Raw genomic sequence first — 13,278 nt, 5'->3', positions numbered from 1 at the left:
TTTGTGGAGGGGGAAAAGCTAATTTGATTGGGAGAAGCCTTGCCGCCGCCACTCGATCCTGTAAAAAGTACAGGCAATTTCGCCTTGAAGGCAAAATTCTCGAGGGATCCTGCAAAAAGTACATCTATTTTTCGCCAACAGTCATGTGAAAGCGTTTTCAAGTGAGTTAAGCAGGATTTTTACTGTAGGAAATGCAGGATTTCACAGGATTCTGCTGATTTTATGCCAAATTGCTGTAGTTTTTGCAGTTGGCAGGCGAAAGGTGCACATGCATGGGTTGAGAGTAAGGCCGAACCCCGAACCCAACCCTCGCCCCCCTAAAAACGTTGCGCCATCCGGCCAACGTTTTTTTGTGTTGACACACGCAACGGGTTTCCTTTAGAATAACTTCCAGTTACTAATTTAGTAAATTAGTAAAATACTAAATCACAAAAAGGAGCTCTTATGTTTACCAATCCGTACGTTCGCACGATTTTCGTGTCGCGAGTCTTTTTGCAGTTGGGCATCTGGATTCGCAATTTGGCGGTGCTGCTGTATGTCACCGATTTAACGCATAACGATTCGTTTTATGTCTCTCTGATCTCGGTGCTCGAGTATGCGCCTATTTTCATTTTTGCGCTGATCGGCGGGACGCTGGCCGACCGCTGGCGGCCGAAGCGGACGATGGTGTGGAGCGACGCCATTTCCGCTGCTTCGGTGCTGGCCGTATGGACTGCCCTGGCGCTCGGCAGCTGGTATGCGCTGCTGGTCGGCACTTTTCTCTCCGCGAGCTTGTCGCAGTTCTCGCAGCCGTCCGCACTCAAGCTGTATAAAAAGCACGTGCCCGCCCAACACTTCCAAAGCGTTATGGCATTGTCGCAGTCGCTGGCGGCGGTGTTCATGGTCGTCGGGCCGCTGGTCGGCACGTTTATTTTTATCCAGGCTGGGATTCAACTTTCCTTGGCGTTGACGTTCGTGTTCTTCCTCTTGTCGGCGCTCACACTGGCGACGCTGCCGCGGGACGTGCAAGAATTCCAAACGGCAGCACGAGGGAGTCTGCTTGCCGAGATGAAAGCCGGCGTCCGCTACATCGCGGCGACGCGCGCGCTGCGCGTACTGAGCGCGGCGTTTGCGACGGCAGGGCTGGCGGCGGGTCTGATCCAGCCTCTGCTCATTTTTATCGTGATGGAGAAATTGGGCATGGAGAAATCGTTCATCCAGTGGACGCTCATGATCAACGGTGCGGCGATGCTTGTTGGCGGCATGGCGATTATGGGCATCGCGAAGAAGGTCAAGCCGCAGGTGCTGCTGATGATCGGATTGCTGGTGAGCGCGGTCTGTACGGTGATTGTCGGCGCTTCGACCAGCCTCGTACTGAGCCTCGCGATGCAAGTGATCAGCGGGTTGTTCTATCCGTGCATTCAAGTCGGCATTCAAAGTATGATCATGCGAAACACAGAGGCCGCATTTATCGGGCGGGTCGGGGGTGCGATTACGCCGATTTTTATGGGGATGATGGTCATCGGGATGCTGCTCGGCAGCTATGTGAAGGAGGCGTCATCGCTCTTTACGGTGTATGCCGTTAGCGGAGGTTTACTCGCGGTCGGTGCGATGCTGCTGCTGCCGCTGCTTACCGGAAGCGGGAAGCGGGTGCAGGAGCAAGGCGATCCTCCGGCGGCGTCTTGACGCTGGGCATGCGCGCCGCTAAGACTTGGAATAAAAGGGAGAGTCTCTTCCCATCCTAAAGCCATGGCTTTTTATTATTCGTGTTCGTTACGCGACAGGTAGGGGGAACTTCCTTGAAATTAACGTCGGAGCAGCGAGTGACGCTGCATGGCTTCAACAATTTGACCAAATCGCTCAGCTTCAATATGTACGATATCTGTTTCACAAAGTCCAAGGAAGAGCGGGAAGCGTACATCGCCTATATCGACCAACAGTACAACGCGGACCGACTGACGGCGATTCTGAGAACGGTTGCCGACATCATCGGGGCGTATGTGCTCAATATCGCGAAGCAGGATTACGACCCGCAAGGAGCAAGCGTGACGATGCTGGTGTCGGAGGGGCCGATCGACAAAGCGCCGAACGAATCGTTCGAGGAGTCGCCCGGTCCCCTCCCGGAAGCAGTGGTGATGCATCTGAACACGAGCCATATCACCGTGCACACGTACCCGGAGTATCATCCGGATGAGGGCATCAGCACGTTCCGGGCGGACATCGACGTCTCGACCTGCGGCGAGATTTCTCCGCTCAAGGCGCTGCACTATTTGATTCGCTCGTTCGATTCGGACATCATGACGATGGATTACCGCGTCCGCGGCTTTACGCGCGACATCAGCGGGTATAAGCTTTTTATCGACCATGAAATCAGCTCCATCCAGAATTACATCCCCGACGAGATCAAGGATATGTATCAGATGATCGACGTGAATGTGTATCAGGAAAATATTTTTCACACCAAATGCAAGCTGAGACAGTTCGATTTGAACAACTATTTGTTCGGCTATACGAAGGATAAGTTGAGTCCGGAAGAGCAGCTTGAAATTGAGAAAAGCGTAAAGTGGGAAATGGATGAAATTTTCTATGGCAAAAATATGGTTTTCGCGTGAGCCAAGCGTCGAAAGAAACCGTCGTTGCCACCATTACCAAAGCGGCAGGTCGAAAGACGCTATATCATTTCACTCGACTCAGCAATTTGCCGGCCATTGCGCGGCTCGATACGCTTTATGCGAGCCATGAAGCGGCTCCGTGGCTGAACGGGGAGCGGCGGGAGGCGCCGAGAACAATCAGTCTGGCTGAAGAGCGGGTGACGATCAACGCACATCTGCGGATTGTGCCGGCGATGTTTGCGCCAGGCGTCACGCCGGAGCAGTTTAGGGCATGCCTTGACCGGCATGTCTTTTTTTGGCCGACGAAGCGGGACTGCCTCAAAATGCTGGACACCTACAGCCGCAGGGAGCCGAGCGAGCGCTTTGCCGTGCTTGCGTGCGATGCGGCTGCGCTGATCCTGGCCCATTTTGACCGGGTGAAATTGTCCAAATACGACTCCGGCAGTTCGCCGCGATATCCAAATAGCTGCTCCTATCGGAAAACGCCGGAGATGCTGCTGCCAATCGGGCAATTTGGCAAGGCGTCATCGAACCTCGTGCCCGCCGCTCCTTCGCAAATTAAAGAAGTGCTCGTCGAGGGGCAGGTCGCAGGCATGGCTTCATGGGTCCGGACGGTATATGTCGATGAGGGGGATATCCCTTTGCCGGAAGATTGGCAGGCGAAGCGGGCGTCCTTAAAGGCATGGTCGGCAGCATCTCAATAACTCGCGCAAGGCACAGAAGGTTTTTGGCGAAAATTGTCGAATACGAATAGTCTGATGGGAGCAGGTCTCACTTGTTCCCTATTCGCGTGTTGAAGGGATGCTGAAGAGACTGTGATTTATTTGTGCCGCTCTATGCTGCGATTTTTACCGTCGATTAAAAAGCTGTTTGCGATTTTCTTTGTTGCGCTTCTCTTTGAATTGGGATTTGAATATTTTACGTCGCTGAGTATTCAATATTTAATCGACGATGCGATTACGCCGCGGAATTTCACGGTTTTTTACGCGCTGCTGCTCGCCCTCTTGGTTGGCGGCATCCTCAGCCTGGTGATCGGCGTCTGGGGCGATTACGCCATGTCCAAAATGACGGAGACGATTCTGCTCGGTTTGCGCAGCGATGTATACCGGCAGACGCAGACGCTCTCTGCAAATTTCTACACCCGATACCGGATCGGGGACATTGTTGCCCGCTTTTCAACCGATATTCCGACTGTGGAGCATGCTTTGATTCAACTTCTCTCGGTCGGTTTGCTTTCCATGTTTAGCATCCTCATCGGTTCTGTCCTCCTGTTTACCCTCGAATGGAAGCTCTCGCTGATCGCCATTGTTGGGATCGCCCTGATGTTCCTCCCGCAAAAGCTGCTGAGCAAACGCGCGCAGCGGTTCAACGAGCAATATCTGGAAGTCGTGGAATCGTTTTCGAACCATATGGATGAAGAGATGAAGGCCTATAAAGTCATTCGCGGCTTCCAATTGCAGCAGGCGATGCAAAAAAGATTTATGAAGCAAATGCAAAAATGGTTCCATCTCGGCGTTCGCAAACGGTTTATCGACTCCAATATGGAGCGGCTTCCGATCATGATGCTCTCCGTAACTCAATGCCGTTATTCTTGGCGTCGGCGGTTATCTGACATTTCAAGGTCATATGACGGTCGGAGAGCTGATTGCGTTTTATTCGGTTTTTGACACGCTGGGTATTGCGGTGATTACGTTTATGGAAATCGTCCCCAGTCTGATTGAAGGGGAGGTGTGCATGCGGCGGATCAATGAGATTTTGGACATTAAGCCGGATCTGGAAGAGCCTCGCGATGCGGTATTAAAGTCGGCAATTGAGCACGAAATCCGGTTCGCGGACGTTTCCTTCGGATACACGGAGGCTAAGCCGGTACTGCATGAATTGAATGTATCGATTCCCGTCGGCAAATATGTTGCGTTCGTGGGACCGAGCGGTTCGGGTAAAAGCACGCTGCTGCAGCTGCTCATGCGGTTCTATGACCCGCACAGCGGTTCGATTGAGCTCGACGGCAAGGATATGCGGGACGTGCAAATGACTGCGATTATGCAGCAGTTCGGCGTTATTTTCCAGGAGCCGTTTCTGTTTCATACGTCGATTCGTGAGAATCTGCGGTTGGGCAGTCCGAATTTGACGGATGAAGAGCTGTATGAAGCGGCGCGGGCGGTAGATGTTCACGAATCGATCCTGCAAATGCCGGAAGGGTACGACACGCTCATCGAAAATGAAGGCGCTAATCTATCGGTCAGCCAGCGGCACAAAATTTCCATTGCCCGGGCGCTGCTGCGCGCGACAAGCCTGCTGTTTCTCGACGAGGTCGCCGCGTCGCTGGATCCGGAATCGGAGCTCGCGCTTAACGAAACGATTGCGAGGGAAAGTCAGGGCCGGACGGTCGTGGCCGTCTCCAACCGGATGAAGACGATTGCGCAGGCGGATCTGATCTATTTTATGCACCAGGGGCGGATTGTGGAGTCAGGTACGCATGAGGAGCTGATGGCGAAGCAAGGCAAGTACTACGAGGTATGGCGCAAGCAGCAGGGATTCAATGTCAATCGTCATGGTGGAATCGAGATGGAGGCGGAGCGTTTGCAGCAGCTGCCGTTTTTTCAGCTGATGGATCTAGCGATGCTGGAAGAAATCAAGGGATTGCTTGCTACTGAAACAGTCAGCTCAGGGCAGTATATCTGCAAGCAAGATGAGAACGGAGACAAGTTCTACGTCATTGCCCGCGGCAAAGTTGGTATCTACAAAGGCAAGGAAAGCGGGGAAAAAGAGAAGGTTGCCGTGCTCGAGGACGGCGATCACTTCGGTGAAATTGCGCTGCTGCGCAACGTGCCGCGAACCGCAGATGTGGTGGCCCTCACAGATTGCTTGCTGCTGACATTGACGCGCAAACAGATTGTGCCGCTGCTTGAGAAATACGGAGATATGAAAGAGATGCTGGAGCATTCCCTCTCGCAGCGGATGCAAAGCTAAACGGCTCCGCCGTCCTATCGAGGATGGGCGCGTTTACTGATGGCATAGAGCCGCTTCGAGGATATACTTACTGATATGCTAAAAAACAGTTTCCTGATTTATCCATTCCCATGTATACTGGTACTTGTTGTAAATTACTAGTAAGGAGATGGATATTTCACATGTCGGAAAACATAAACAAACGTCACGGCGGCCGGCCGATTCTTTTCTCCATTGGGCTCGGCTTGGCGTTGACCTTATTGGTTTCCATTGCAGCGGCAGCGGCGACGATTGCGGGCCTTGGGGATTCGGGCATTATGGCTGCGCAAGGGGCAGCCTTTCTGGTGATGGCGCTTATCGTCACATGGCTGATGCGCAGGAACGACCGAACGATGGCCGCTTACGGCTTTAAGAGATTTGCGATGAACGAACATCGCTCAGCACTTTATTGCATTCCGCTGCTCGTCATTGCACTGGTACAGCCGGTCATGGGGGGCTTTGATACGGGGCTCACAATCGGAAAGGTGGTCTTGGTCGTTGCCTTTTCGCTCGTTGTCGGCTACACGGAGGAGACGATTTTCCGCGGGGTGATACGGGAGAGGCTGAAAGCGCGGGGCGCGGTATTTTACATCTGGTTCTCATCGCTCTTATTCGGTGTTCTGCATATTGCCAATGCGCTTGCGGGTAAAGACTGGCTGGCAGTTACGCTGCAGGTGGTTAATGCTTTCCTGATCGGTTTAATTCTCGCGCTGCTCATCGAGTTGACCGGTCATATCGTGCCGCTGATCCTGTTTCATTTTCTGTACGACGCCCTGGCTCAGGTCACCAACCCTGCGCTGCAAGACCAGGAAGTGCTCGTTGTATCTATCTTAAATGTGTTCTATTTGCTCTATGGGCTATATTTAGTTGTTATGCTGACACGTAGAAAAAAAGCGAGCTTTCCCGTGACGGTTTAAATTGCTATACCGGATGCAAAATAAGAAGCAAAAAGCAGTCCTTCAGCGGACTGCTTTTTGCTGTTCCAGCAGCATCTGCGCGAGCACGGGCGCGATATGCCGGCGAAAGACGTGCAGTGGAATTTTGTTCTTCTTCCGCTCATCGTGCGTCAGGACGACGACGGTGTCCAGCGCCGGGACGACGTAAATCGCCTGCCCGCCAAAGCCGTAGGCGTTGAAATAATCGAAGGCGGCGCCCCCGCCTTCCTCAGGGGCATAGGTGTCCGTCCACCAATGCCACCCGTAAAAGCCGCGGCGCGGCGGCTGCGGCGCCGCCGGAATCGCCGCGCGCGTCGCTTCGCTCACTCGCGCCGGCGAGATCAGCGGTGTGCCGTGCCACGCGCCGCCTTGCAAGAACAGCCGGCCGAACGCGAGCATATCGGCCGGCCGGAGCCAAAGGCCGAACCCGCCGGTGTGCACGCCCTGCGGGTCGGTTTCCCAACGGTAGTCCCGGATGCCCAGCGGGCCGAACAGCTTTTTCTCGGCATAGGCCGCAACCGGCATGCCGACTGCCTCAGCCAATAGCGCAGCAAGCAGCTGCGAATTGCCGGAATTGTACGACATGCTGGCGCCGGGCTCATCCGCCAGCGGCTGCTCTAACACATACTGGACCCAGTTCGGCGTCCGGGTCATGGCTGGAAAGGAGTTCAGCCCGCCGAACTCCGTCCAGCGAAGGCCCGACGTCATCGTGAGGAGATGGCGGAGGGTGATGGCTGCTTTGCGCTCGTCAGGATCACGAAGCAGCTGCGGGTAGAACGCCGCGATTGGCGTATCCGCCTGCGGCAGTAAGCCCTCGTCCATCGCGATGCAGATCAGCGCGGAGAGAAAGCTTTTCGTGCAGGAGTTCGTGCGTGCAAGTTGGCCCGCCAAGTTGTTGGTGCGATACTGTTCGAGGATCAATTCGTCGCGCCGGCTGATCAAACAGCTGGTGAGATTCAGCGGCGCGAGCGCGGCGGCAATGGAATCTGTATGCATAGACGGCGTCCCTTCAATTCCCTTTTTGTCGTATATACTCCATGTGTTACACTATGGCTACATTATGATATGCTTAGAGTATATCATTCGCGAAATGTGTCTTGATATGACAGATAAGGAGTTTTCTTGTCGATGAGATTGAAAATAACGATGGTCGGGCTCGCCCTCGCGGTATTGATGAGTACGACAGCTTGTGAAGCATTTCCGGTTTTTGCGAAAGCAAAATACGAGCGCAAACCAATCAGCGGATATGGTGCTCAGCTTCAGCTGGGCGAACAGCGCGGCGCCTTGCAGCAATTTATTACCGGCAAGCTCACGGGGCCGTACGGCACCTATACGAATTTGCAGGATACGGCGCAAACCGACGCGGCGGCGACGGGGCATGAAGTGCTGAGCGAGTCCGCGGGGCTTCTAATGCGCTATTTCGCGCTGACCGGGCAGCGGGAGCAGTTTGACAGCCAGTTTCAACTGGCCAAGCGCATCTTCGACATCCGCTCAGGGCTCAGCTACCGATACAGCCCGAAGCTGGACAAGAAGTACACGATGAATGCGACGGTGGACGATTTTCGTATGTTGCGCGCGCTGGATGAAGCCGGAAAGGCGTTCCAAACCGATGCGTACCGAGCGGAGCTGGCGAAGTACGGTGAGAAGCTGTTCAACTACAACGTTGCGAACGGAAGCCTGCGGGATTTCTATGACGAAACGTATGCCATGACGAATTCTTTTATCACACTCTGCTACATAGATATCGCCTCTATGGAGCTTCTTCCGGTTGCTGCGCACAAGAAGCGCGCGCTCGAATCCGAGATGTTGAACATCGCCGCCGGGGGCTACTTGTCGGACGCGTTTCCCATGTATCAGACGAGATACGATTTTAAGACGAAAGCTTACCAATCCGAGCAGATAAACACGGTGGAATCGCTGCTGACGATTCTGAACCTCGCCGAAATTGGCGAGGCGAAGCGGACCAGCCTGGATTTTATCAAATCGCAGGTACAAGCAGGAACGCTCGTCGGCGCCTATTCATTGGACGGCAAACCGTTGAATGATGTTCGCTCCACCGCCGTTTATGCGATTGCCGCGATGATCGGCTCCGTGACGCAGGATCAGGAACTGTACCAGCTTAGCATCTCCAAGATGAATGCCTTCCAAATTCATAACACCGGCAGCGTACTGAACGGCGGTTTTGGGGACGAGATAAGCGGGCAAGCTTATTCTTTCGATAATTTAATGGCTTTTCTCGCCCTTGTCTACTAAGGCGTGTCTGAAAACCCGCTCAGGGGCATCTTTCACCACCTTTTCGCCCCCTGCTGCGTCACTTTCGTTTGACGTACCCCCGGTACGCCTTCACAAAAGTTCCTTGCATGGAACGAAAATTCGGCAAAATCTGCGGCCCTCGGAGCATTCAGACACACCTAACTAAAGGAGGTGAACTGCCGTGACGAAACGCATTATGAATAAGCTGCTTCGCGCCATGACACCGGCGACAGCTGCCGCCGCGGGCGTGCTGATCATTACAGTGATCGCACTGCTGACGCCTCCCTATATCGGCATGGCGGACAACGGCGACTTTTTCCGGATTTTGTACAGCAATGGGCTGTATTTCAATGATCCTGCCTATGACAGTCAATATCTCGGATATTTCGTCAAAACGTACGGAATTTTTCAATATTACAATGAAAACGGCGCAACCTTATTTTCCACACAATCGTCTTTTATTCAAATCGCCGTTTTTTTGTATAAGCTGCTTCATCCGGGGACGACGACGTTCGATATTCGCTTCCAGGCGATCCTCTACACCATCCTGTACACGATCGCGATTTATTTACTGGTCGAGGCGTTGACCTGGAAGCAGCCAAGGCTGCGCGGCTACATCATTGCGGGTATCGTTATTTTTGTATTTGGCGATACGGGCTATACGGCGTATTTTAATTCCTTTTACGGGGAAAGCGTCATGCTGATCATGACTGTATTCATGGTGGCGAGCGGGTTATTGTTGTATCGAGGGCGTTACAACGTTTATGTCATGCTGGGGCTATTGGCGGCGAGCGCTATGATCCTGACAGCCAGCAAACAGCAGAATGCGCCGGTTGGCATCGTGATGGCCTTATTCGGCGTCTCGCTGATCTTTATTCGGAAAAAGAGCTCTTACCGAGCAATCACCGCGTTCCTGCTTGTAGCTCTCATCGGTGTGGGGATTAGCACCTACGTCCTGATTCCGAAGGAATTCGTCAATATCAATAAATTTCATGCGATGACGCGCGGCGTGTTGATGGGCTCGACCAACCCGGAACAAACGCTGGAAAGCTTCGGCATTGACAAGCAGTATGCGATATTGAACGGGCAGGAATATTTTGAACCTTACAAATCCGTAGATGTCGAATCCAAGGAATTTGAGGAACAGTTTTTCAGCAAATACGGATTCGGTTCCATCTTGACGTACTATGCGACACATCCCGGACAAGCGGTGCAAATGCTGAATATCGCGGCCAGGGACGGTTTCAGCATTCGACCGAATGCGATGGGGAATTACGAGCAGTCGGTGGGCAAGCCGTTCGGAGCGCACACGACATTTTTCTCAGGATACAGCTTGCTGAAAGAAGCCCTTGCGCCGAAAACGTTCGGTTTCATTGCGCTTTGGACGATGCTCGTCGTCGGTTTGTACATTCCTTCCTTCGTGGCCGCGATACGTTCCCGCCACTTACGCCATGCGATTAAACTGCCGCTTATGCTGGCTTTGATTCTGATTGGCTTGTCAGGCATCGTCGTATCGATCATCGGGGCTGGTGATGCGGACTTGGCCAAGCATGAATTTTTGTTCACACTGGCTTTCGATCTGGTGACGCTGGTGACGGTGAGAGATCTGATTGTCAAGCAGTTGTGGACAGTGAAAGAGTCAATACCAGCACAGGCGGCTATGTAGCGGACGAAAGGGGGGAATTCATGTTGAAATCGAAAATCATGACACTGCTATTGGTGCTGACCTGTCTGCTTAGCATCCCGTTCCAGGCTTTGGCGGACACCGCGTCAACGGCTCCGAAACCGAAGTCGGTGCTGATGCTGTACGACAGTTTGGCGATTGGCACGCCGCAGGAGGGCAACATCGAAGCGCTGCAGAGGCTATTTGCCGGATTCAGCGTTTCCGTGACGGTCATGAGCTTGGAGGCCTACCATCAAGGCGATATCAACGGCTTTGATCAGGCGGTGCTCGTCCGCAATAAAGTGGATGAGATCCAGAAGTTGCCGGCGGACTTGGTGAGAGATTGGAATGGCTTCCAGGGAAGCTTGCTGCAGGTTGGTGGCGGGCTTACCGATCGGATGCGTCAAGCGCTGCATATTCAGGACAAACGGCTTGATCAGGATTATGCCAGCATTCGAATCGACCAGCTTCAGGAGGATCTCATACCGGTTAACGGCATTTCCTATCTGACCTCCTACGAAGGCCAAGCATACGGATCGTTGACTTCGGAAAAGCTGAATCTGAAGGCGCCCTACGGGGTTCGGAACGGGATGTTCGCTTATATCCCGTATATGACCAAAGGCAATTTGACGGAATGGTCGGCTGCTTATGTGCTCCGAGATTGGCTTGGCGTCAAAACCGCCTCGCATGCCTATGTGATGATGGAAGGGATCTACCCGTTCTCCAATCTTGAACTTGTCAATCAGATGGCAGATCGCTTGTACGATGCGGGTATTCCGTTTATCGCGGGCGTTCAGCCCACATTCGGCAACTGGGATTATCCAGCGATGCAGCGTTACATGGAAGCCCTCAAGCATATTCAAGCGCGCAATGGCAGTATCGTCGTTCAGACGCCGATTGTGGATTCGACGAGCCCGCCGGCCGCGCTCAAGCTTCCGAATGAAATGAGCAGCTTTCTGAACCAGCTGGGTTCGTCCGGTATTGCGCCTGTAGGCATCGCGACAGAAATGTATTGGAGCTACGACAAGCAATATACCGCAGATGCACTTTCGTTCTTTGACTCCGGCATTGTGCTTCCCAATAAGAAGGCTTGGTATCGCGAAAAGACCAATACGTCTTCGACGTTCACCTCCGCTGTTTATACGATTAGTGAGAAGGAGCTTGCAGCCTATGGCAGCAGCCAAGCGGCAAGGGATCCATTACCGATCAATACAGCGCTTGTCTACACGTTTACCGATGATGCCGCTGCGCTAAGCAAACTACTGGATGCGATCACGTCCACTTGGACGACTTTTGCAGACTATAAAAACGAGGTGCATACGGTTCATACGCCATCTAACGTCTTCTCTTCGCAAAGCGGTCATCTTGCCATTAATGGAACGGGGGTTCATCTTAACGATCAGGTTCAAGACGTAGACAGCGCACATGTGTATGTACAGGAAGGCCCGCAAAGTTTAACAACGCTTTTCTCCGTGCAGAATAATATTTTGATTGTTCTGATCGTGGCGACGCTGCTCCTCTTCGGCATCTTTATCATTATCGGACATCGGCTTTATAAACGAAAATACGAACAACCCTGGAGATCCTGATGACACTTGCAGACATTTTAATGCTCATCGCGGTTATTTGTATCTGGTCGCTCTTGCTGATTAATATTATCCTGATTGTGGCAGGCTATCTGTATTACATGCAAATTGAGAATAAACCGGTTCCTCCGATCGTTGGGGAACCTCCTTTCGTTTCGATCATGGTCCCTGCCCATAATGAAGGCAAAGTGATCGTTCAGACGGTGGAAGCGCTGCTCGCGCTGGACTATCCGCATGACCGGTACGAAATTATCGTCATTAACGATAATTCCTCCGATAACAGCAGTGAGCTGTTGGCGAAGCTGCAATTGGGGCATGCCCAGCGCAATCTGATTGTCCTGAACACCGACGCCGTTACCGGCGGCAAAGGCAAATCCAATGCGCTGAATCTGGGTTTTCGGCTGAGCAAGGGCGAATTGATCGCGATTTATGACGCAGACAATACGCCGGAGAAGACGGCGCTTCGCTATCTGGTCGCGGAGATTACGCAGGATTCCAGTCTTGGCGCGGTGATCGGCAAATTCCGTACGCGGAATCGCGACGCGAGTCTGCTGACGCGTTTTATCAATATTGAGACGCTGTCCTTTCAATGGATGGCGCAAGCCGGGCGCTGGAAGCTCTTCAAGCTGTGCACGATCCCGGGTACGAACTTCATTATGCGCCGCCACATTATCGAACATATCGGAGGGTGGGATATTAAAGCGATCGCGGAGGATACCGAGATTTCTTTCCGCATTTATTTGATGGGGTACCGCATTAAATTTCAACCGAAATCCGTCACATGGGAGCAAGAGCCCCAGACAGTGAAGGTGTGGTTCAAGCAAAGAACAAGGTGGGCCAAGGGGAACATTTACGTCATTGTCAAAAACATTCCGCTGTTGTTCCATCCCGCCGCCAAGCGTATTCGTTTTGATATTTGCTATTTTTTATCTATTTATTTTCTGCTCTTAACGTCTCTGGTGATGTCGGACAGCCTGCTTATTCTTCATGCTTTAGGCTATGTGACGACGACCCTTGCCAGCTTCAGTTCATTTCTTTGGGTTCTCGCCATCACACTGTTTATTGTCGGCACTTTCATTACATTAGTTACGGAAAAAGGGGAAATGCGGCTTTCCAACCTATGGATCATTGTGCTGATGTATGTGTCGTATTGTCAGATGTGGATGGTCGTGGCTGCTTACGGCATGTATGCCTACATCAAAGACGTCATTTTCAAACGAGAAGCAAAATGGTATAAAACCGAGCGTTTCTAAGGGCATGAT

The 13,278-nt window shown here is 52.6% G+C and carries 11 protein-coding genes; 10 read left to right on the top strand and 1 reads right to left on the bottom strand.

Features of this window, described 5'->3' with window-relative positions:
* The first annotated feature begins 444 nt into the window (after positions 1 to 444).
* The 6 genes from ABE504_RS06400 (at position 445) to ABE504_RS06375 (ending at position 6,496) form a co-directional block, all read left to right on the top strand.
* The gene (locus ABE504_RS06400; RefSeq protein WP_430086060.1) at positions 445 to 1,665 is read left to right on the top strand and encodes an MFS transporter; all 1,221 of its coding nucleotides are present in this window, start codon (positions 445 to 447) and stop codon (positions 1,663 to 1,665) included.
* 113 nt (positions 1,666 to 1,778) lie between these two features.
* Positions 1,779 to 2,591 carry an adenosylmethionine decarboxylase gene (gene speD / locus ABE504_RS06395; RefSeq protein ID WP_430086059.1) on the top strand — a complete coding sequence of 271 codons (813 nt, stop codon included), beginning with the start codon at positions 1,779 to 1,781 and terminating at the stop codon, positions 2,589 to 2,591.
* Positions 2,588 to 3,295, top strand: a complete 708-nt coding sequence (locus ABE504_RS06390) for a DUF7002 family protein (protein ID WP_430086057.1) — start codon at positions 2,588 to 2,590, stop codon at positions 3,293 to 3,295. Before speD ends, ABE504_RS06390 begins: the two co-directional genes overlap by 4 nt.
* A 132-nt stretch (positions 3,296 to 3,427) precedes the next feature.
* Positions 3,428 to 4,258 carry an ABC transporter transmembrane domain-containing protein gene (locus ABE504_RS06385; protein ID WP_430086055.1) on the top strand — a complete coding sequence of 277 codons (831 nt, stop codon included), beginning with the start codon at positions 3,428 to 3,430 and terminating at the stop codon, positions 4,256 to 4,258.
* Positions 4,218 to 5,561 carry an ATP-binding cassette domain-containing protein gene (locus ABE504_RS06380; RefSeq protein WP_430086052.1) on the top strand — a complete coding sequence of 448 codons (1,344 nt, stop codon included), beginning with the start codon at positions 4,218 to 4,220 and terminating at the stop codon, positions 5,559 to 5,561. Before ABE504_RS06385 ends, ABE504_RS06380 begins: the two co-directional genes overlap by 41 nt.
* A gap of 161 nt (positions 5,562 to 5,722) precedes the next feature.
* Positions 5,723 to 6,496 (top strand): CPBP family intramembrane glutamic endopeptidase, encoded by a 774-nt coding sequence (locus ABE504_RS06375; protein ID WP_430086050.1) that lies wholly within the window; start codon positions 5,723 to 5,725, stop codon positions 6,494 to 6,496.
* Positions 6,497 to 6,538: 42 nt separating this feature from the next.
* Here ABE504_RS06375 and ABE504_RS06370 read toward each other — a convergent pair whose 3' ends face one another.
* Positions 6,539 to 7,510, bottom strand: coding sequence for a serine hydrolase domain-containing protein (locus tag ABE504_RS06370; RefSeq protein ID WP_430086047.1), 972 nt, complete (start codon positions 7,508 to 7,510; stop codon positions 6,539 to 6,541).
* A gap of 132 nt (positions 7,511 to 7,642) precedes the next feature.
* Between ABE504_RS06370 and ABE504_RS06365 the strand changes: the two genes are divergently transcribed.
* The 4 genes from ABE504_RS06365 to ABE504_RS06350 all read left to right on the top strand — a co-directional run bounded on the left by ABE504_RS06365 (position 7,643) and on the right by ABE504_RS06350 (position 13,269).
* Entirely contained in the window at positions 7,643 to 8,767 is a 1,125-nt protein-coding gene (locus ABE504_RS06365) for a hypothetical protein (RefSeq protein ID WP_430086045.1), read from the top strand.
* Positions 8,768 to 8,948: 181 nt separating this feature from the next.
* The gene (locus tag ABE504_RS06360) at positions 8,949 to 10,433 is read left to right on the top strand and encodes a hypothetical protein (RefSeq protein ID WP_430086042.1); all 1,485 of its coding nucleotides are present in this window, start codon (positions 8,949 to 8,951) and stop codon (positions 10,431 to 10,433) included.
* A gap of 20 nt (positions 10,434 to 10,453) precedes the next feature.
* Positions 10,454 to 12,019 (top strand): hypothetical protein, encoded by a 1,566-nt coding sequence (locus ABE504_RS06355; RefSeq protein WP_430086040.1) that lies wholly within the window; start codon positions 10,454 to 10,456, stop codon positions 12,017 to 12,019.
* Positions 12,019 to 13,269, top strand: a complete 1,251-nt coding sequence (locus ABE504_RS06350; RefSeq protein WP_430086038.1) for a glycosyltransferase family 2 protein — start codon at positions 12,019 to 12,021, stop codon at positions 13,267 to 13,269. The genes ABE504_RS06355 and ABE504_RS06350 overlap by 1 nt, the downstream gene beginning before the upstream one ends.
* Positions 13,270 to 13,278 lie beyond the last annotated feature (9 nt).

Source organism: Paenibacillus oryzisoli (assembly GCF_050467285.1).
GTDB lineage: Bacteria > Bacillota > Bacilli > Paenibacillales > NBRC-103111 > Paenibacillus_E > Paenibacillus_E oryzisoli_A.
This window is presented reverse-complemented; position numbering and strand designations above follow the sequence as displayed.

Coding starts and splice junctions, on each gene's coding strand:
- ABE504_RS06400 (WP_430086060.1), top strand. CDS start 445: ATGTTTACCAATCCGTACGTTCGCACGATTTTCGTGTCGCGAGTCTTT.
- ABE504_RS06385 (WP_430086055.1), top strand. CDS start 3,428: ATGCTGCGATTTTTACCGTCGATTAAAAAGCTGTTTGCGATTTTCTTT.
- ABE504_RS06380 (WP_430086052.1), top strand. CDS start 4,218: ATGACGGTCGGAGAGCTGATTGCGTTTTATTCGGTTTTTGACACGCTG.
- ABE504_RS06375 (WP_430086050.1), top strand. CDS start 5,723: ATGTCGGAAAACATAAACAAACGTCACGGCGGCCGGCCGATTCTTTTC.
- ABE504_RS06370 (WP_430086047.1), bottom strand. CDS start 7,510: ATGCATACAGATTCCATTGCCGCCGCGCTCGCGCCGCTGAATCTCACC.
- ABE504_RS06365 (WP_430086045.1), top strand. CDS start 7,643: ATGAGATTGAAAATAACGATGGTCGGGCTCGCCCTCGCGGTATTGATG.
- ABE504_RS06355 (WP_430086040.1), top strand. CDS start 10,454: ATGTTGAAATCGAAAATCATGACACTGCTATTGGTGCTGACCTGTCTG.
- ABE504_RS06350 (WP_430086038.1), top strand. CDS start 12,019: ATGACACTTGCAGACATTTTAATGCTCATCGCGGTTATTTGTATCTGG.